This window comes from Symbiobacterium sp., from assembly GCF_040797425.1.
Classification (GTDB): domain Bacteria; phylum Bacillota; class Sulfobacillia; order Symbiobacteriales; family Symbiobacteriaceae; genus Symbiobacterium.
The window spans coordinates 44,498-63,399 of record NZ_JBFNEH010000013.1; the positions used below are offsets into that span (position 1 = coordinate 44,498).

General features: G+C 68.8%; 18 protein-coding genes and 1 pseudogene. 4 read left to right on the forward strand and 15 right to left on the reverse strand.

Features of this window, described 5'->3' with window-relative positions; genetic code table 11:
• Positions 1-79: 79 nt before the first annotated feature.
• Entirely contained in the window at positions 80-1,198 is a 1,119-nt protein-coding gene (locus tag AB2385_RS06225) for a hypothetical protein (RefSeq protein WP_273380449.1), read from the reverse strand.
• A 261-nt stretch (positions 1,199-1,459) separates the two neighbouring features.
• Here AB2385_RS06225 and AB2385_RS06230 point away from each other — a divergent pair.
• Together AB2385_RS06230 and AB2385_RS06235 are read left to right on the forward strand one after the other, a co-directional pair.
• Positions 1,460-1,916: pseudogene (locus AB2385_RS06230) on the forward strand (NAD-binding protein); the annotation flags it as partial.
• 21 nt (positions 1,917-1,937) lie between these two features.
• Positions 1,938-2,750, forward strand: coding sequence for a nucleotide sugar dehydrogenase (locus AB2385_RS06235; protein WP_367654107.1), 813 nt, complete (start codon positions 1,938-1,940; stop codon positions 2,748-2,750).
• A 99-nt stretch (positions 2,751-2,849) separates the two neighbouring features.
• On the opposite strand, the gene AB2385_RS06240 is transcribed toward AB2385_RS06235, so the two are convergent.
• Positions 2,850-3,566, reverse strand: coding sequence for a hypothetical protein (locus AB2385_RS06240; protein WP_367654087.1), 717 nt, complete (start codon positions 3,564-3,566; stop codon positions 2,850-2,852).
• 176 nt (positions 3,567-3,742) lie between these two features.
• On the opposite strand from AB2385_RS06240, the gene AB2385_RS06245 reads away from it, so the two are divergent.
• Positions 3,743-4,807 (forward strand): CotH kinase family protein, encoded by a 1,065-nt coding sequence (locus tag AB2385_RS06245; protein WP_367654088.1) that lies wholly within the window; start codon positions 3,743-3,745, stop codon positions 4,805-4,807.
• A gap of 59 nt (positions 4,808-4,866) precedes the next feature.
• Here the strand turns inward: AB2385_RS06245 and AB2385_RS06250 are convergent, their stop codons facing one another.
• The 7 genes from AB2385_RS06250 to AB2385_RS06280 all read right to left on the reverse strand — a co-directional run bounded on the left by AB2385_RS06250 (position 4,867) and on the right by AB2385_RS06280 (position 11,754).
• A complete protein-coding gene (locus tag AB2385_RS06250; RefSeq protein WP_367654089.1) occupies positions 4,867-5,586 on the reverse strand; it encodes a hypothetical protein in 720 nt (239 codons plus the stop codon).
• Between the two features lie 113 nt (positions 5,587-5,699).
• Positions 5,700-6,578: an NAD-dependent epimerase/dehydratase family protein gene (locus AB2385_RS06255; protein ID WP_367654090.1), complete on the reverse strand. Its 879-nt coding sequence runs from the start codon at positions 6,576-6,578 to the stop codon at positions 5,700-5,702.
• A gap of 3 nt (positions 6,579-6,581) precedes the next feature.
• Positions 6,582-7,709 carry a glycosyltransferase family 4 protein gene (locus AB2385_RS06260; protein ID WP_367654091.1) on the reverse strand — a complete coding sequence of 376 codons (1,128 nt, stop codon included), beginning with the start codon at positions 7,707-7,709 and terminating at the stop codon, positions 6,582-6,584.
• A gap of 3 nt (positions 7,710-7,712) precedes the next feature.
• Entirely contained in the window at positions 7,713-8,858 is a 1,146-nt protein-coding gene (locus tag AB2385_RS06265) for a glycosyltransferase family 4 protein (protein ID WP_367654092.1), read from the reverse strand.
• A 7-nt stretch (positions 8,859-8,865) separates the two neighbouring features.
• Positions 8,866-10,101, reverse strand: a complete 1,236-nt coding sequence (locus AB2385_RS06270) for a CotS family spore coat protein (protein WP_367654093.1) — start codon at positions 10,099-10,101, stop codon at positions 8,866-8,868.
• Positions 10,102-10,105: 4 nt separating this feature from the next.
• Positions 10,106-11,191, reverse strand: a complete 1,086-nt coding sequence (locus AB2385_RS06275; RefSeq protein WP_367654094.1) for a glucose-1-phosphate thymidylyltransferase — start codon at positions 11,189-11,191, stop codon at positions 10,106-10,108.
• A gap of 125 nt (positions 11,192-11,316) precedes the next feature.
• Positions 11,317-11,754, reverse strand: coding sequence for a hypothetical protein (locus tag AB2385_RS06280; RefSeq protein WP_367654095.1), 438 nt, complete (start codon positions 11,752-11,754; stop codon positions 11,317-11,319).
• Positions 11,755-11,877: 123 nt separating this feature from the next.
• On the opposite strand from AB2385_RS06280, the gene AB2385_RS06285 reads away from it, so the two are divergent.
• Positions 11,878-13,056 (forward strand): M24 family metallopeptidase, encoded by a 1,179-nt coding sequence (locus AB2385_RS06285; RefSeq protein WP_367654096.1) that lies wholly within the window; start codon positions 11,878-11,880, stop codon positions 13,054-13,056.
• Positions 13,057-13,078: 22 nt separating this feature from the next.
• Here the strand turns inward: AB2385_RS06285 and AB2385_RS06290 are convergent, their stop codons facing one another.
• The 6 genes from AB2385_RS06290 to AB2385_RS06315 all read right to left on the reverse strand — a co-directional run bounded on the left by AB2385_RS06290 (position 13,079) and on the right by AB2385_RS06315 (position 18,848).
• Positions 13,079-13,279 carry a hypothetical protein gene (locus tag AB2385_RS06290; RefSeq protein ID WP_367654097.1) on the reverse strand — a complete coding sequence of 67 codons (201 nt, stop codon included), beginning with the start codon at positions 13,277-13,279 and terminating at the stop codon, positions 13,079-13,081.
• Between the two features lie 169 nt (positions 13,280-13,448).
• Positions 13,449-14,849, reverse strand: a complete 1,401-nt coding sequence (locus AB2385_RS06295; protein WP_367654098.1) for a glycoside hydrolase family 5 protein — start codon at positions 14,847-14,849, stop codon at positions 13,449-13,451.
• A gap of 61 nt (positions 14,850-14,910) precedes the next feature.
• Entirely contained in the window at positions 14,911-15,726 is an 816-nt protein-coding gene (locus AB2385_RS06300) for a carbohydrate ABC transporter permease (protein WP_367654099.1), read from the reverse strand.
• 21 nt (positions 15,727-15,747) lie between these two features.
• Positions 15,748-16,572, reverse strand: a complete 825-nt coding sequence (locus AB2385_RS06305; RefSeq protein WP_367654100.1) for a carbohydrate ABC transporter permease — start codon at positions 16,570-16,572, stop codon at positions 15,748-15,750.
• Complete coding sequence (locus AB2385_RS06310) at positions 16,500-17,549, reverse strand: extracellular solute-binding protein (protein WP_367654108.1); 1,050 nt, start codon at positions 17,547-17,549, stop codon at positions 16,500-16,502. The genes AB2385_RS06305 and AB2385_RS06310 overlap by 73 nt, the downstream gene beginning before the upstream one ends.
• Before the next feature lie 234 nt (positions 17,550-17,783).
• Positions 17,784-18,848, reverse strand: a complete 1,065-nt coding sequence (locus tag AB2385_RS06315; protein WP_367654101.1) for a sugar phosphate isomerase/epimerase family protein — start codon at positions 18,846-18,848, stop codon at positions 17,784-17,786.
• Positions 18,849-18,902: the final 54 nt, after the last annotated feature.

Consider the following 18,902-nt stretch of genomic DNA (forward strand, 5'->3'; position numbering starts at 1 on the left):
TCATGGGCGACACCGGTCGCCGGTCAGCCAGGTCAACAGCGTGGACCCCCCGGCCCGGACCGGCGGCGCAGCCCGTCTCCTATTGCCCCGTGTTCATCCACTCGTCAAGCCGGATCACGCGGATCGTGTCCATCGGTGAAGCTGCACTTGACCGGTACTTCTGCGCCCCTGACTCGAACAGGAGGAACAGCCGGTTGCCATCGGTATCCACACCCTCAGACATGGGCGGTGCGATGATGGGATTCAGGTTCTGGGTGCGGTTGGTGCTGTCGAGGAACCAGACGGGCACCTCCTGGCCGCCCACCGTCACCCGTTGCTGCGGCTCGCCGTTCAGGTCGGGTCGCCGGTACATCGTAAGGCGGCTGTCGTTCCCCCGGCCGTAAGACTGGCTGGTGATGACCGTGTCATCCGTGAAGGTCATTCCCTGCACGGAATCAGGAATGGACAAGATGTAGCTGGGAATCGCCGGGCCGGACGCAGACTCCACGATCCGGTCTTCCGCGTCCAGCCTGTATCCGGCCGCCCAGGCGCTGTAACGGGAGCCGTCCGGACTGGTCAGCTTGTGGCTGGCATCGGTCGTGTAGTTGGGCTCCAGGTGAAACTCACCCACCCAGAGGATGCCGTCGTGGTACGTGGTGAACGAGGCCCGGGCCACGGTCTCCACAACCCCGTCGAACCGCACTCTGTCGCCGTGGTCCGCCTGCTCCAGGCTCTCCAGCGGCATCCACCACGCCTTGCCGTCCGACGAGACCCACAGGTGATTCTGGCTGATGGCCACACCGCCTGCGTGTCCCGTGTAGGCGCCGCCGTCGGGCTTGAGGAGGCTGACGGTCTTCACCTCCTGGCCGCTGGAAGCGTCGACGACGGAGAGCGTGCTGGGCTTGTTGCTGTCGTTGTAGCTGGAAATGATGAGCCAATCCTTGTCCTTCCAGTAGGCGATCCCCTGCGGGATGTGCCCCTCGTCCAGCCCGGGGATGAGCGGCCCTTCATCGCTCAGCTTCCAGAGCTGGGCGTAGAAAATGGCGTGCTTGCTGGTGTCGATCTTGTCGACCGCCGCCTGGTCCACGGAGGCAGCCGATTCCGCGCCCGAATCGGACGGCTCGGTGGCCGGCGGTGCACCGGCACAGGCAGCCAGAAGCACCGTGATAGGCAACACACCCACCGCCAGACCCAATCTCTTCCACCATGCCCGTGTCATCGGCATCATCTCCTGCCGGGGAGAAAACGAAAACCCGCACCAAGAGCAGCGGCCTTCCGACCGTGCTCATGGTGACGGGTTTCTCGTCATCTCTACCCAAGGTATTCGTTTGTGCTCTGTCCTCATTATACACGATGGGTCCGCCAAAGAAAAGGCTTTTCTCTGATGGATCATAATGCACACGGCGCTCAATCAATTTCATAAGATCAAAAGGAGTGCAGCCAACCGCGGGTACCGTGCCGCCGGTTCGGGGGTGATCGCATGGAGGTGGCCATCGCGGGGGCCGGCTATGTCGGCCTGACCTCCGCGGTCTGCCTGTGTGAACTTGGGCATCGGGTGCATCTGGTTGAAGTTGCTCCCGACCGGCTGACCCTGTTGCGGCGTGGGGAGTCACCCATCTTCGAACCCGGTCTCCCGGAACTGCTGCGCAAGCATCACGGCCAGGGCCTGACCGTCACCGACTCTCTGGAGGAAGCCGTCACCGCCGCAGACGTGCTGTTCGTGTGCGTGGGAACCCCGCCACGCCCCAGCGGAGCGCCGGATCTTCACTCCCTGAGGCGCCTCCTGGATACGCTGCGCCGCATCCCCCTCCGCCCCGGATTCATCGTCGCCCTGAAGTCGACCGTGCCTCCCGGCACCAGCCGGGAGGCGGCTCGACTGCTCCGCCACGGTAGTCTCCAACCCCGAGTTCCTGCGGGAGGGAACCGCCATCCACGACTTCTTCCACCCCGACCGCATCGTGATCGGCGCCGCGTCGCCCACCGCCGCCGAGCAGGTGGCCGCACTCTACCGGGGCATCGATGCGCCGGTGCTGTTGACCGGGTGGGAGGAAGCGGAACTGATCAAGTATGCGAGCAACGCCTTCCTGGCTGTGAAGCTCTCCTTCGCGAACGAGGTGGCCGCCCTGGCGGACAGTCTGGGGGCCGACGGCCTCACCGTACTCCGGGGCGTGGGGCTCGACCGGCGCATCGGCCCGCACTTCCTGGCCCCTGGCCCGGGCTACGGGGGCTCCTGCCTGCCCAAGGACCTGGCCGCGCTGCGCTGGACCGCCCGGCGCCGGCGGGTCCGCCTGGACCTGCTGCCCGCCGCGCAGCGGGCCAACCGGCGGCAGCGGGAGCGGGTGCTGGCCAAGCTGGGGCCGGTGGAGGGCCGGCAGATCGCCGTCTGGGGACTCGCCTTCAAGGCGGGTACCGACGACGTGCGGGAGTCGCCGGCGCTGGAAGTCATCCCGGCGCTGCTGGCCCGGGGAGCCCGGGTGACGGCCCACGACCCCGCCGCCCGCCACACGTTCGCTGCGGCTCTGGCGGCCGTCTCAGGCGGGCTCCCCGGAAGGCTCCGGCTGGTGGACGATCCGTGGGATGCGCTGCACGGCGCCGACGCCCTGCTGGTGCTCACCGAGTGGCCGGAGTACGCCGCCGCCTCGCCGGAGGAGATTCGCACCGCGCTGGCCGGCGACCTGGTGGTGGACGGGCGGAACCTCTTCGACCCGGAGGCCATGGCCGCAGCGGGCCTGCGCTACCGGGGGATCGGGCGCGACCGGGGCACACGTTGAGAACCCGGGCCGGCTGGAGCGATCGGGCCGGACCACGGGCAAGGCAAAACCCCGAGGGCAGTACCCTCGGGGCTTTCGTTTCATGTCCATCATATAGGCCTACTCGGTCTCGGCCTCGCCACTCTCCGGCTCGCCGGTCGCAGCGTCACCCGATGCGTCGCCTTCGTCGCCAGAGCCGTCGCCGCCGGAGGCCCCACCTGCAGCGTCAGCCTCCGCGTCACCGGAGCCGCCGCTTGCGAGGTCTCCGTCGTCGTCACCAGAGCCGTCACCCGAGCCGTCCCCGTCGCCGCCGTCAGCCGTCGCCTCCGCGCCGCCGGAGCCGTCGCCCGAACCGTCAGCTTCGTCCCCGCCGGAGCCGTCAGCAGCAGCTTCGGCGTCGCCGGAGGTGTCGCCTGAGCCGTCTCCCTCTTCGCCGCCGGAGCCGTCATCCGCGGCGTCGGCCTCGACGTCGCCGGAGCCGTCACCCGAGCCGTCACCCTCGTCGCCGGAACCATCGCCTGACCCATCTCCGTCGCCGGAGCCGTCAGCCATGGCGTCGGCCCCGCCATCACCAGAGCCGTCGCCCGAGCCGTCCCCCTCATCGCCGGAACCGTCGCCCGAGCCGTCACCCGACCCATCGCCGGAGCCATCGCCGGAGCCGTCACCCGAGCCGTCGCCGGCGGCGCCAGCCTCGGCGTCACCAGAACCGTCGCCCGAGGCATCGGCCTCGTCCCCGCCGGAGTCGCCGCCGGAACCGTCACCCGAGCCCTCCTCCTCGTCGCCGGTCGCCTGCAGCAAGTGAGCCTTGACCGGTTCTTCTGCATAGAGTGAATGCATATCCCGCTTCTCTTCTTCGACCAGGTCCATCAGACGGTCCGCCAAGTTCTCGAACTGCGTCATGCCCCCATCCCTCCGACGTGGTAGTGCGGTCCCTGCTGCGACCTGACGTTTCATCCTATGCCCGCCCGGCGCGTTCCGTCACCTGGTCCGGGCCGAGAGAGGGGCGTCACTTTGTGGAGATCTGCGATCTGGACCTGGGGCCAGACCCCTGGCCCCGGCTGGCAGAGGGCAGCGTGGCCGGCCGCCTGAGCTGGAACGGGGGTCCCAGCCTCGCCGTCTCTGTGCGCATCCGCGGCGCGCACTCCCGGAAGTTTCCCAAGCGTTCGCTGCAGGTGACTTTCCTGGGCGTGCGGATGCCGGACGAGCCGCCGGTCGGCCACACCGTGCGCCGCATCCATCTGAACGCGGACTTCGTCGACCCCACGCTGATGCGAACGGCGCTCTGCTACACGCTCTTCCCCAGGCTGGGCGTGGACGCACCGCGGTGGCGACACGTGCTTCTCACGGTGAGCGGCCAGCCTGCGGGCGTCTACGTCGCCCTGGAATCGGTGGACGCGGATTTCTGCCGTCGCCGGGGCTGGACAACCGGCCCGATCTTCTACGCTGTGAACCGCAACGCCAATTTCGGCCTCATCAGCCCTTTCACCCGCACGCTGAAGGAACCGCTGGAGAAGGGCTACTACGCCCTGGCCGGGGCTGACATGGAGCCGATCCGGCAGATGCTGATGGCCATCAACCTGGCCCCTCTGGAAGAGGTGCCTGCCGTTGCGGCCCGCTGGTTTGACCTGGACCGCTACCTGCACTGGGTGATCGGCGCGGTCTTCTTCGGCAACCGGGACGGCTTCCTGCACAACTACGCCCTCTACCTGGAGCCGAACGAGCGCCGCTTCCGCATCATCCCCTGGGATTACGACGCCACCTGGGGCATCGACATCCACGGCCGGCCGGCCCGGCTGGACCGGGTGCCGGTGACGGGGTGGAACAAGCTGTCCTACCGGCTCTTCCAACACCCGGAGGGGCGAACTCGCTTCCGCCGGGCCTTCACCGCCGCCCTGGACGGCCCCCTTTCCCCCGACGCCGTACTGCCGCTCATCGACCGGCTGAGCGGGCGGATGGCCCGGTGGCGCGACCGGGACCCCTACCTGGCCCGGGCGGACTTCCCCAGCGAGGTGGAACGCCTCCGTCGCTGGGCGGTAGAGCGCCGGGATCTGCTGCTGCGGCAGTTGGACGCGATGTAGAAATCTAGAGCCCGCGCCCAGATGCGGAACGCCCCCCAACACCGGGGGGCGTCCCAGCACTATTGCACGATTGAAACCCGCGAGACACCGCTGTAGCGGGAGAAGCGGGACACGGCCGTGGTCCTGCGAGGCGAAGGGGGCGGGGAGGACAGGCGCCTGCGGGCTGCGTTCAGCGTGGCCAGTTCGGGCTCGGGCTCCAGTTCGTCGGCGGTCTCCGCGCGATCCCGGGCCACCTCCTCTTCCTCCAGGTCGACCAACGGCGCCTGCTCGCCCGTGCTGGTTGACGAGTCGCTGGCGTCAGTGCTCAGCAAGTTGTCCTCCTCGTCCGCCTCGCCGTTGGCCAAGAGGTCGTAGGCCTTCACCCAGATGCGGGCCCGGCCCGTGGCCTCCAGGGCGATATGGGACTCCAGCGTCACCTCAATCCGGCCGCTGCGCACCTCTGCGGAGGTGCAGCGGACGCCTCCCACCAGCCGACCGCAGGTTTCCACTTCGCCCACCACCTGGGCCACCACGGGGACAGCGGCGGGCTCGGTATGCGTACAGGTGAGCCGCTCGACCCGGGTTCCGTTCCCGGTGTCGCACCAGACGTCGCAGAGGGCCGTCAGCTTCACCTCGGGTCCCTGCGCACCCGGCTCCACGGCCAGGGAGGTGTTGCTCACGTGAACCCCGAGCACGCATTCCACGCCTTCGGCTGGGGCGGAGTGCGACCAGACGACCCGCCGGTCCGTGCGCCCGACCACGGCCCGGGTCATGATCTCCTGCAACCGTATGCTGGACAAGTGTCTTCCTCCTCAGGGCTATGTTCTCGTATCAGGCTATGCCGGCCGGAAGGGTTGTGCGCCGCCCGGCGGGCAGAACCCGCCACGGTGCGCGCGGACCGGGCGGGCGCTCCTCACGCCCGCCCGGACAGCATCCACTGGTACTGTTGCCACAGCCCGTCCTCCAGCGGCGTCGAAGGCCGGAACCCAATCTCCTGCCACAGCCGCGTCGTGTCGGCGCGGGTCTCCCGCATCTCCCCCGGCGGAGCGGGCAGGTACTCCACCCGAACCGGCCGACCGGTGACGGCGGCGATCACCCGGATGGCCCGGCGCAACGTCACCGCGTGGCCGCCGCCCACGTTGATGGGCACCCCCACCACCGGGTTGAGGGCCGCCCGAGCCGTGGCGACCACGGCGTCGCCGACGTACGTGAAGTCCCGGAGTTGGCCGCCGTCGCCGTAGACCTGGATCGGCCGGCCGGCGAGGGCCGCGGCCAGCCAGCGGGAGAACGCCATGTCCGGCCGCTGCCGGGGGCCGTAGACCGTGAAGTACCGGAGCGCCACCCAGGGGACGCCGGCCGTGCGCCCGTACAGGTCGCACAGCCGCTCCGCCGCCAGCTTGGTGACGCCATACGGGGAGACCGGCAGCACGGGCCCGTCCTCCCGGGCGGGCATCGGCGCCTCGCCGTAGACCGACGAGGTGGAGGCCAGCACGAACTTCTTCAGCCCCCTCCCCCGGACCGCCTCCAACAGCCGCTGGGTCAGCTCGATGTTGCCCCGGCTGTAGGCGGGAAACTGGCTCCAGCTCTCCCGCACCCCCGGCTGACCCGCCAGGTGGATCACGTAGTCCACCCCGTCCAGGAGCGGCGCCAGGTCAATTTCCAGCAAGTCGCCCACCACGTCGGCACCGGGGCGGCGGTCCACCCCCACCACCGTGTGCCCGTCCGAGCGGAGGTGCTCCACCAGGTGCGACCCGATGAATCCCGCCGCCCCCGTCACGAGAAAGCGCGCCACCGCTCACCCCTCCAGTACTTCCAAGAGCTCCCTCGCAACCCGCTCCCAGCCGAATCCTGCCTCTGCCATGCACCGGCCCGCCGCGCCCAGGCGGCGGCGCAGGTCGGGATCATCCAGGAGCGCCTGAATGGCGGCGGCGAGAGCTTCGGCGCTGTGCCAGGGGCGCACCAGGAGCCCGTTGTGCCCGTCCGTCACCACCTCGGCGTTGCCCCCGCGGTCGGTGGTGACGATGGGCAGCCCGCAGGCCATGGCCTCGTAGTGCACCCGGGCCAGCGGTTCCTCCCACTGCGAGGCGCAGACGAAAAGGTCGCCCAGGCGGAAGTAGGCGTCCACCTCGTCGTAGGGAACGTATCCCACCAGGCGCACTGCGTCTCCCAGCCTCGAGGCCTGCTCCCGCACCGCCCGCACGTAGGAGTCCGTGTCGTCGTGTCCGTACCAGCGGGAGCCCACCTGTACCAGCACCGCCTCGGGATGGGTGAGGAGCACCCGTTCCATCGCCGCCAGGATCACGTGAATCCCTTTCTTCGGGGAGAGCCGGCCCACCGAGAGCACCACCGGCCGCCCGGTGAGCCCGAGCCGGGCCCGGAGCGCTTCCGACCGGGGCGACGGCCCCGGGCGGAAGCGTTCCAGGTCGACCCCGGAGCGGATCGTTCGGAGTTTGTGGGCGTGCTCCGGGTAGAGCCGGGCAGTGGAGATCCGGATGAAGTCGCTGATGGCCACCACGGCGTCCAGCCGGGCCAGGATGCGCCGCGCCTCGGCCGGGTCCAGCCGGTCAGGCGCGAGCATGGCGTTGTGCAGGGAGAGCACCAGCCTGGCCCCGGGTGCCGCCCGTGCGATGCGGCCGACAAAGGCGGGGCGGTTGAAGACCTCCACCACGTCCCACCGCTCGCCGGCCAGAAAGGCCGCCACCCGGTCGGCGTAACGCTCCGGCCCGCCTTCGGCGGAGAGGCGCACGTGCCGCACGGCGCCGGCTTCCTCGCACTCCGCCAGGGCGGGGTCGGTACGGCCGACCACCGTCACCTCGTGCCGGGTGGAAAGGTAGGGCAGTACGCCGGCGATATAGGTCTGGATCGCACCGCCCCGCACCGGCGGCACCGGCAGCTTCTCCGTGCACACCAGTGCGATGCGCATGAATCAGCCACGCTCCCAGACACTGCGGATGTCCGTCGCCACCCGGTCCCAGCTGTAGCGTTCCTCTGCCAGCTGGCGCCCCCGCCGCCCCATCTGATAGCGCAGGCCGTCGTCGTCCAGCAGCCGGAGCATCGCGTCGGCGAAGGCCCTGGGGTTTGCCGGATCCTCCACCACCACCCCGTTGCCCTGTCCCTGCACCACCTCCGGGTTGCCACCCCGGGCCGTGGTGATGATGGGCAGGCCGGCGGCCATCGCCTCGTAGTGGACCCGGGCCAGCGGCTCCTCCCACTGCGAGGCGCAGAGGAAGAGATCGCCGGTCGTGAACCACTCGTGCACCTGGTCGGCCGGCACGTACCCGGTGGAGTAGACCTTCACCGGCGCCCGGGCGGCCAGGGCCCGGACGTAGGCCACGTAGTCGCTGATGCGGTCCTCGCCGTACCACTTGCTGCCCACCAGCACGAGCACCGCCCCCGGGTACCGCTCGGCCACCGGGCCCAGGGCCCGCACCAGCACGTCAACGCCCTTCTTGGGCGAGATGCGCCCCACGTAGAGCAGCACCGGGCCGCGACCCAGCCCGTGCTCCGCCTTCAGCCGCTGCCGGATGCGCCGGGCCTCGGGGGTCCAGATGGGCAGGAACCGGTCCAGGTCGACCCCCGAGTAGATCGTCTGCACCTTGGGCTCAGCCTCGGGGTAGAGCGCCGCGACGCCGCGACCGATGAAGTCGCTCACGGTCACGATGCGCTCCACCTCGCCGATGGCGGCCCTCGCCTCGTCGGGGTCGATCTTCTCCGGGCGGAACATCTCGTTGTGGAGGCTCAGGATGATACGGCTCCCGGGCAGGACCTTCCGCACCGGCAGCACCAGGCGGGGCCGGTTGAACACGTGCACCACGTCGACCCGGTCCCGCAGCGGCTCCAGGAGCGTCAGCACCCGCTTGAGATAGAGCGGGAACGGGCCGCCCGGCACCCGCCAGTAGATCACGCCGTCCCGGGTCTCCCGCTCGGGCAGCTCCGGATCGGTAACGCCGACCACGCCCACCTTGTGGTGCTGGGCCAGGCGGGGCGCCACGGCGTGGATATAGGTCTGGATCGCGCCCCCCCGCACCGGCGGGACGGGCAGCTTCTCGGTGGAGATCATCAGGCAGCGCACGGCGCGGTCACCTCCTCCGCTTCAGGCCGAGCTCCGCCAGCGCCCGCTGCTTGCGCTCGTCCGTCACGAGAAGCCGCTCCAGCGCCGCCACCATGGTCCCGTCCAGCATCGCCGGGTTATAGAGCACGTCCTTCACCAGCTTGTAGAACTCGTTGGGCAGCAGCATGTCGATCAGCATCACCTGCAGGGCGGCGGGCTCCAGCGGGTTCGCCTCGCTGTACGCCCGGATCATCGCCTGCATCCAGCTCACGTCCCAGTCGCCCCGGTCGTCCATGGTTCCGGTGATGAGCTTTCTCAGGTCCCGGAAGGCCAGGTCAAAGGCCACGCCGTCCAGGTCGATGATCCACACCTTGCCGTCGGGCCCGATCTGGCCGTTGGACCAGCCGTAGTCCTGGTGCGCCAGCCCCCAGGCCTGCTCCCCCCGGGCGGCCAGGTCCCGGTAGGCCGATGCCTCCAGGAGCCTGATCGCCTCGTCTGCCTGCCCGCGGAACCGGGGCAGTACCTCCAGGAGCAGGGGAGCGGCCGGCATGTCGCGGTAGGCCCGCGCCAGGTGCTCGAACCAGTCGAGCTTGGTGCGCAGTTTCTGGTAGACCTTGGGCCACCGGTGGAGCCGGCTGGCGTAATAAGCTTCCTCCGGGGGACGGTAGCCGCGGGAACGGCGGTGGAACTCGCCCAGCCCGTAGCAGAGCATCTGCGGGCCGTCGATGGTCTCCTTCGGGGCCTGGCGCAGGCCCTGAATCCACTCGGCCACGATGAACATGCGCCCGCCGGTGAGGGTGTAGAGCTTCCCGTCGCGGGTGGGCACCAGCGGTGGTACCCGGGCCTTCTGCTTCACCAGGTACTCCTGGGCGCCGATGGAAAACAGGTTGCGCTCGAAAGGCCTGTGCAGGAGCTTCAGGGCCCGGGGGCCCCGGTCGGTCTCGATCTTCCAGATGGCACCCCAGCCCTTCTCGGGCTTGGTGGCAGCCACCGTCATGCTGTGGACCTTCATATCCCAGGCCCGGGCGGCCTGCTCGGCCAGGGCCAGGATCTCGGGCGGGACCTGCTCGCCCGCCTGCGCTTCGTCCTCCTCGTCCGCATTCGCCAGGGCCGCCGCGGCCCAGGGAGGCGGGAACCAGCGTCCGGTTGGCGGCCAGAGGTCTCGCGGGGCCGCTTCCCCGCCGATGATCTGCACCGTGATGGTGGAGGGCACGAAGATGTCGGCGTTCGGGTTCAGGTAGACGGAAACGGGTTGCTGATTCACCGGATCACCTCCGCGGTTGCCGCCGCTGCTGCGGGATCAGCAGGTGCGCGTCGTCACCCACCACCAGCGCGGCGGGGTGCCCTGCCCGGGCCCACACGTGAGCGCCGGCCCCCACCACCGAATCGGCCAGGTGGAGCGCCGGCCCCTGCAGTCGACATCCGGGCAGGAGCACCGAGTTCGCCACCGTCACCCCCGCCAGGATGGCGCCGTCGCCCACGCTGGTGGAGGGGCCGATCTCGCTGTCGGTCACCCGGCAGCCGGCCCCGATCACCACGGGCCCCTTCAGCCGGACCCGGCGCAACTCCGCACCGGGCCCCACCTGCACCGGGCCCTCGATGGCGACTTCCGCCAGCACCGCCGAGGGGTGGATGTTGGCGGGCAGAGACGCCAGCAGGCGGGCGTTGGCCGTCAGCAGGCCCGCGGCGCTGCCGGCGTCCTCCCACCAGCCCGTGAGGGTGTGGCCGAGCACCAGGTGGCCGTCGGCCAGCAGCCGCGCGACCGCGTCGGTGATCTCCAGTTCGCCGCGGTGCGACGGTCGCAGGCCGGCGATGGCCGCGTGCACGGCGGGGGAAAACAGGTAGATGCCGGCCACAGCCAGGTCTGACGGCGGATCGGTCGGCTTCTCCACAACGCCCACCACCCGGTCGCCCTCCAGGGTGGCCACCCCGAACTCGCGCGGGTTCGGCACCCGGTGCAGCGTGAGCAGGGCGGCCGGAGCGGCCGCCTGGAAGCGCCGGATGGCGGGGGTGATATCGGCGTCCGTCAGGTTGTCGCCCAGGTAGAGCAGGAAGGGCTCATCGGCCAGGAAAGGGCGGGCCGTCGCCACCGCGTGGGCGATGCCCCCGGGCTCGGCCTGCAGGATGACGTGCACGCGCTGGCGGGGCCACCGCTGCACCGCGTCGCTCAGTTCCTGCTGGCCGGGCCCCACGACCACCCCGATCTCTTCGAAGCCGAACCTTGCCAGATAGTCGAAGACGTGTTGCCAGATCGGTCGGCCGGCGACGGGAAGCGCCGCCTTCGCCCGGGTATGGGTCAGCGGTCGCAGGCGGCTTCCCCGCCCGGCGCAGAGGACCAGGGCTTTCACACGCACCCCCTGCCTTTCCTCCTACCACGGTATGCACCGGGGCAGAGCGAGGTTTACGTAATGGCGGGAGGGCGGAGCCGCGTCAAGAGGAACGGCCCGTGGCGCCTGCCACGGGCCGGTCGGGAACAGTGTCATGCCTCGGGGACGTGATCCTCCGCCCGCACCCAGTAGCGAGTGAGGGCCCTGGCCTCCACCGCCACGGTGGCGGCGAAGTCGATATGGATGGTCTCCCCCTCCACCCGCACGCCGGTGGCGCGGGGCGCCCCCACCAGGCGCAGGTGGTAGCTGGGCTCGCCCACCAGTGTGCCCCTGAGCGGAACCGACACCTCCTGCACGGCCTGGGAGTGCGTGCTCAGAACCGTCGTGCCATCGGTGCCGAGACACCACAGGTCGGCCTCCAGCGTGATGTCAGCGTGGGGAGCGTTGCCCTCCATCCGCAGCCTGCAGTCGGACTGCCCGACGCGCACACCGAGGATCTGCGAGACGTCCGGGGCGGAGAGCTCGTGTGTCCAGGCGAGCGAAGCCTCGCCCCGGCCGACGACGGCCTCCGAGATGATCTCCAGGAGCAACGGGCCACCTCCTTCCGGGCCGGGACACGACTGCGTCTGCTTCAGCCTATGCAGCGGCCCGTCGCCCGGCGCTGGTCCCGTTCGTCCAAATATTACGTAACATCGCATAAGGGAGGACCAACCGTGCTGCTCACGCCCCGCACTGAACTGGAAAGCCGCATCCGGCGCCTCCAGGCCGCCCTCGCCCGGCAGGGGCTGGAGGGGGCGCTGCTGCACAGTACCACGTCTCTCCTCTACTTCGCCGGCACAGCCCAGCAGAGCCACCTCTGGGTGCCGGTGGAGGGCGAGCCCCGCCTCCTGGTCCGCCGGGTGTTGGAACGGGCGCGGCGGGAGTCTGCCCTGGCGCAGATCGAGCCGCTCACGAGCCTGCGCTTCCTGGCGGATCACCTGGGCGGCGCCCGCCGCATCGGGATGGAGCTGGACCGCCTGCCGGTGGCGCAGTTTGAGGCCTACCGGCGCTACCTGCCCGGTGTCGAGGCCGTGGACGTGGGGCCGGCCATCCGCCTGCTGCGGTCGGTGAAGTCGCCATGGGAGGTGGAGCGCATCCGGGCCGCGGCCCGGGCGGCCGACGAGACCTATCGGGCCCTGTTCGATGTCCTGCGCGAGGGGATGACGGAGCTGGAGCTCTCGGTGGCGGGCGAGGCCGCCCAGCGGCTCGCCGGCGCGCAGGGGATGATCCGGTGGCACGCCCACAACGCGTTCGAGTCGCCGCCCATGATGGTGCTGGCAGGCGAATCCGCCCTCGCCTTCTCCTTCGCCGACACGCCCTTCGGCGGCGTGGGCCTCACGCCAGCCGCACCGTACGGGGCCAGCCAGCGCGTCATCCGCCGGGACGAGCCCATCTGTGTGGACTACCCCACCGTGGTGGACGGCTACGTGCACGACCAGACCCGCACCCTGGTGATCGGACGGCTGGCGCCCGACCTGGTGCGGGCCTACGAAGTGTGCCGGGAGATTCTGGCGGAAGTCGCCGGCGCGGCCCGGCCCGGCGCCACCGGCGAGGAACTCTGGGAGCGGTCGGTGGCCATCGCCCGACGGGCTGGGCTGGAGGAGCACTTCATGGGCTGCGGCGAGAATCGGATGCGCTTCGTCGGCCATGGGGTGGGGCTGGAGTTGGACGAGTGGCCGGTGCTGGCCCCGAAACAGCGGCAGCCGCTGGAGGAGGGGAATGTGATCGCGGTGGAGCCCAAGTTCTTCTTCCCCGCCCGCGGCGCGGTGGGGCTGGAGTCGACGTTCGTGGTCACCCCGGCAGGGGCGGAGCGGGTCTCCATCACGAGCGAAGAGCTGGGCGTGAAACCCTGAGAGGAAGTCGCGGGCGGCGGCCCTACCCGGCGCGGACAGGAACCAGGAGCACCCGCGCCCGCATGCCGCTCCGGCCCTCCGGCAGGGCCAGCAGCAGCCGGGCTGGACCGGCAATAGCGCTGTCGGACGCAGTATCTGCCGGGCTGGCCGGTTCGGGGCTCGCACCGGGGGCACATCCGACCAGGAGCAAGGCCAGCAGTGCGGCAGTGACACGTCGCAGCATGGGCATCACCCTCCTCCCTTCATCATGACCGCGGCCGATTACGCAAGTTCCGCCTCATTGTTCGGAATCGTTGAACACACCGGGTCTGCCAACAGGAAGGGAGGCCCCCTGCTGCCAGGGGGCCTCCCTCCGCGTAACTCACGCCAGCCAGAGGGCCGGTGCGTTCTCTCTAACGCCGCTGCAGCGCCTCCCGCAGCACGTCGATGAGGTACTCGCGGCGGACGCAGTTTTCAAACGCAAACGCCTCATGGTGCATGGCTCGAATCTGCTCGGCGGTCATGTCCTGGAACAGGCTCGCGTAGACCGGTGCGAGCGAACCGGCCAGCAGCCCGTAGACCGCCTTCAGCCCCAGCGCCTTCCGGAGCGCGGCCATGTCGAGGCTGAACTCGTTCAGCTCGGCCACCATCAGGTCCAGCACGTGGCCGGCCCAGGTCATGAGCAGGCCGCCCTCCCGGGAGGTCCAGGCGTCGGTGCCCAGCCGCCGCTTGGCCTCCAGGATGGGCCGGATGCGGCGCATGTACTCGCTCTCGGCCCTCGGCACCACCAGGCCCTGGACGTCCACGTCCTTGTAGGTCCAGATCGTCCAGTGCTGCTCGTACTCGTGGAAGACCGAAAGCTGGTCCCGCAGGGCCGCAAGCCGGGCCAGGTCGGGGTTGGTGGGCGATGCGGCGCCGCCGTCGAAGAGGGCGCCGAACTCGCCCACGAGGCAGGGCAGGTTCCGCTCCAGGATCCAGCGGTTGACCCGCCGGAACTCCTGTTCCATGTACGCCCGGTCGGCCCAGACGCCATCCACCCGGCCGGGGTAATTGCGGGCCCGGTGGGTGGGGATGGTGTAGTTGTGGGAGCAGATGACGACGTTGTCGTCAGCCGGCGGCTCCATCCCTTCGAAGTCCCGGCTGTAGTTGTTGCCGTCGATAAAGAAGATGTGGCGGCGGTCCACCTGCCGGATGGCCGGGATCCACTCCCGGTACAGCCGGTTCAGGTGCCCGATGGTCGGGGCGGTGGGCTCGTTGAGCAGGTTGTACCCCGCCACGGCCGGCTCGTCTTTGTACCGCTCCGCAATGTGCAGCCAGAGGTTCAGGGCCCGCCGCTGGAAGTCCCGGTGCTCCCATAGGAGTGCGACGCCGTGCGGGTTGTCCGAGTGCCAGTCGGGGTTCTGCCAGCCCGGCGCGGCGTGGAAGTCGAGAATCACGTGGATGCCGTACTGCTTCCCCAGCGCGATCACCCGGTCCAGGTGATGGAAGCCCTCCGGGCGATACTGCCCCGGCGCGATGTCATCCTCGAAGTGCCGGTAGTTGAAAGGCACCCGCACCACTGTCACGCCGATCTCCCGCAGGAATCGGAAGTCGCCCTCCGTCACGAAGGCGTCCAGGAGGCTGCCGAAGAACGCCTGGTAGCGCTCCTCACCCAGCGCCTCGCAAACGGCGGCCCGCAGGGTGCTCTCTGCCCCGGGATAGCCGGTGATGAAGTTCTCCATGTTGAGCCAGCCGCCCAGGTTGACTCCCCGAAGGAACACCTTCTCGCCGGATTCGTTCACAATATGCTTGCCGCGTACCTTAAGGAACTGCATGGGTCTGGCTCCTCCTCCCCGTGCCCTCAGCCCTTCACGCTGCCCGCGGTGAGGCCGGCGATCAGGTGGCGCTCAGCGAACAGGTAGAAGACGATTGCCGGCAGCATGGAGAGCGTGACGAGGCCATCACCAGTGCCAGGTTGGTCGAGTACTGGCCCTGGAACTGCATCACGCCCAGCGGTAGCGTCCACAGCCGGTCGTCGTTCAGCACGAGCAACGGCAGCAGGAATCCGTTCCAGCTGCTCACCATCGCCAGCATGGAGACGGCGGCGAGGGCCGGCCGAGAGAGGGGCGTGAGCACCCGCCAGTAGAAGCCGAGGGCGGTGCAGCCGTCGATCGCGGCGGCCTCCTCCAGCTCCACCGGGATCGCCCTGAAGTAATCGCGCAGGATCAGGATGTTCATCGGCAGGCCGAAGGCCGCCTGGGGCAGGATGACGCCCCAGAGGCTGTCGATGAGCCCCAGCTGCCTCAGCAGGATGTAGAGCGGCAGCGTGGCCACCGTGAGCGGAAACAGCATGCCGAGGATGAAGAAGTTGTAGGTGAGCCGGCTGCCCGCGAAGGAGTACCGGGCCAGGACGAACGCCGCCATGCTCGAGACCAGGACGGTCACCACCACAGTGGCCACGGTGACCACCACGGAGTTGCCCATCTGGCGCCAGAAGCTGGGGCTGGACAGGATCCCGCCGTAGTTGGACGAGATAAACGGGTTCGGAAGGCCGAAGGGGTCGAGCATGAGCTGGCCGTTGGTCTTGAAGCCGTTGATGGCCGTGCTGACCAGCGGGATGAGCACGAAGAGCGCCACGATGGAGGCGACGAGCACCCGGACGACGAGCGAAGCGTCGACCCTCTGCTGTCGCTGGCCTGTCTGCTTGTGCACCGCGCCTTGCCTCCTTTCGTGTCAGTCCGCGACCCGGGCGGCCGAGATGTCGCGCTTCATGACGAACTTCTGGTACAGCAGCGAGAAGGTGAGGCAAATGGCGAAGAGCACGACCGCCACCGCGCTGCCGTAGCCGAGGTTGAAGCGCTGGAAGCCGTACTTGTAGAGGTACGTCACCATCGTCTCCGTGGCGTTGACCGGACCACCGGTGGTCATGACCCAGATGAGGTCGAAGAACTGCAGCGAGCCCACCACCGAAAGGTAGATGGTCAGCCGGATGGTGCTGCCCAGAAGCGGCAGCGTCACATACCGGGTCGCCTGCCATCCGTTGCAGCCGTCGATGAGGGCGGCCTCCTCCAGTTCCACCGGGATGTTCTGCAGACCCGCCATGTAGAGCACCAGGTGGTAGCCGAAGTACTTCCAGGTGATCGCCACGAAGATGGCGTACAGCGCCACCTTGGGGTCGCTCAGCCACGACTGGGGCGGCACGCCGATGAGGTTGAAGAAGGCGTTGACCAGACCGGAGCGGGGGTTGTAGATCGCCCGCCACATGACGGCGGTGGCCACGTCCGCCAGCACGTAGGGCAGGAAGAACACGGTGCGGAAGAAGGTCTTGCCCGGGAGCTTGCGGCCCACGAGCAGCGCCAGGGCCAGCGCCATGGGCAGCTGGAGCAAGAGCGAAAGACCCGCGATGATCAGGTTATGGCCGACCGCGGCGCGGAAGATGGGGTCGGCGAGGACCCTGCGGTAGTTCGCGAACCCCACCCACTTGGTCAGCGGGCCCAGGCCGTTCCAGTCGTAGGCGGAGTAGTGGGCCGCCTGAACGATGGGATACAGCACGAACATGGTGTACAGCACCAGCGGAGGAAGTCCACGGCCTCGGGCGGAGCGTTTACACCAACGGCGATGCAGTCGCCGCCGCCCAGCGCATCCGTGGGATCGCCGGCGCCGCCCTCCACCGCCGGGAAGGGGAACCAGCCGATCTTGTCGCCAGGGCCAACGCCGTCGGCAGCGTAGTCCTTGAACTGGTAGAACGCCCAGTGGCCCTGCAGCACCATGGCCGCCAGCTCGTTCGCCACGTTCGTGGCCTCGTCCCCCTGGTTGGCGCTGAGGAAGCCATCCTGGAAGGGCTGCTTGGCCACCAGTTCCTGCAGCTTCCGGCCGGCCTCCACAAAGGACTCGTCGGCGAAGGAGCCACCGTTCCTGGTGTAGGCCTTCTCAAAAGCCTCCTTGCCGCCCATGCGCAGCGCCAGGTACTCCCAGTAGAAGGCACCCTGCCACTTGTCGCCCTCGCCGAGGGAGATGGGCGTGATGCCCGCGGCCTTCAGCTTGTCGATGGCCTCAAGGAACTCCGTCCAGGTCTTGGGCGGCTCGTTGATGCCCGCCTTGGCGAACAGTTCCTTGTTGTACCAGAAGCCGACCATGCCGATGTTCACCGGCACGCCGTAGTACTTGCCGTCGACGGCCATCATGTCGGCGTTGGCGATGGAATCAATCCAGCCGTCCTTCTGCAGTTCGGCGGTGATGTCCTTCACCAGGCCGGCTTCAACATACTCCCGCAGGCCGCCGCCGCCCCAGCTGTTGAACAGATCGGGCGGGTTGTTGGACTGCATGGCAGTGGCGATCTTCTGTTTGAACGCTTCGTTTTCGAGAACCGTGATCTCGATCTTCACATTGGGATGCTCTTTCATGTAGGCCTCTGCGATGGCGTTCCACTTCTGCTCGGGTCCGCCGGTCCACAGATGCCACCAGGTAATCGTGACCTGATCCCCGGAGCCGCTCTCAGAGCCAGAACTGGTTTGGTGGTGTTGAGGTGCCGCCAGTGCTGGGAGCCGGAGTTTGAGTGGACTGTCCGCCCTGGCCGCCGCAGCCTGCCACGAGGCTGACGATGGTCAGGATGGCCAGCAGGGTCGGTACCAATCGCCGGATCCTCGAAACCATGGAGTGCACCCCCATCTCGTGAGTTCTTACTCTGATGGTTGTTGTGTCTCACACACCGGCCGGCTTCCGCGAGGGAACGGAACCGGCCAGAGACAGGCCAGCGTCGGGTTACGGCATCAGCGCCGGGCGTACAGGTCGACGATGCGGCGCTCGTACGCCTCGTCCAGGCCCAGGGCCTTGAACACGGCCGTGTACGCAGCCACGGCGTCGGCCCGCTCGTGGGCGGCTGCCAGCTCCTCGTCGCCGATCTTCTCGGCGATGTCGCTGATGAACTGCCACTGCAGCACGCTCCGCCGGACGGCCGCCACCGGATCCTCGGTGTACGGGAAGAGGTCCAGGCCCAGCCACTCGCCGTTCGCGCCGTACTTCACCTGCTGCAGCACCTTGGCCAGCTCCACGGTCTGCCAGAAGAAGCTGGCGCCGACCATGTTGTCGTCGTCGAAGGCACCCCAGCCTGAGTTGCCGTGCTGGTGGCCCAGCAGGCCCTCCCGGGCCAGCAGGGCGGCGTACTCAGGCAGCGGCTCGTTGTTCATGATCAGGTGCTGCCAGTCCATGTTGATCTTCAGGTTGCGGGTGTCGGTGCCCATCTCGGCGATCTTCTTCACGATGAACATCGCCGAGGCGACGTTCCGCATCAGGATCTGCATGGCCGGCTCGCTGTTCTTGTGCTCCAGGAGGTAGATCACGTTCTTCTTGTTGGCGTGCTCCACCGTCTCCTGGATGCCCTCCAGGAACCAGCCCCAGGTGGTGGCATAGTCGCGCTGGAAGGAGTAGTTGTAGCCCTCATTGCCCGGCCAGTAGATGAACCGCGCGCCCACCTCGGCCGCCATGTCGATGGCCCGCTTCATGTGGGCCACTGCCTCACGCCGCTTGCCGGGATCGGGGTTGATCAGCGCGCCCAGCTGGAACCGCGGGTTCGGCACCAGGCCGTAGCAGATGGTGGCAATGCGGTGGTCGCGTCCCAGCACCGTCCGGATCTGCTCCAGGTTCCGCTCGTCAATCTCGGTCTCGTAATGGAACTCGTAACCCTTCACCAGGGGGCCGAGCCCGTCCACCGCCCGCTTCAGTCGCTCCACGACGTCGAGGTCGGCCACCTCAGGATGGTAGCCGCCCGGCATGAAGCGTGTCGGAGAGATACCGAAAGCCCAGATGCCCACACTGGTATTCCACGTGTACGTCATGTCCCGACATCCTTTCTGGCGATGAACTACTGCAGGCCTAAACTTCGTTCGACG

Coding starts and splice junctions, on each gene's coding strand:
- AB2385_RS06225 (WP_273380449.1), bottom strand. CDS start 1,198: ATGACACGGGCATGGTGGAAGAGATTGGGTCTGGCGGTGGGTGTGTTG.
- AB2385_RS06240 (WP_367654087.1), bottom strand. CDS start 3,566: ATGCATTCACTCTATGCAGAAGAACCGGTCAAGGCTCACTTGCTGCAG.
- AB2385_RS06260 (WP_367654091.1), bottom strand. CDS start 7,709: ATGCGCATCGCACTGGTGTGCACGGAGAAGCTGCCGGTGCCGCCGGTG.
- AB2385_RS06305 (WP_367654100.1), bottom strand. CDS start 16,572: ATGTTCGTGCTGTATCCCATCGTTCAGGCGGCCCACTACTCCGCCTAC.
- AB2385_RS06295 (WP_367654098.1), bottom strand. CDS start 14,849: ATGCAGTTCCTTAAGGTACGCGGCAAGCATATTGTGAACGAATCCGGC.
- AB2385_RS06290 (WP_367654097.1), bottom strand. CDS start 13,279: ATGCTGCGACGTGTCACTGCCGCACTGCTGGCCTTGCTCCTGGTCGGA.
- AB2385_RS06315 (WP_367654101.1), bottom strand. CDS start 18,848: ATGACGTACACGTGGAATACCAGTGTGGGCATCTGGGCTTTCGGTATC.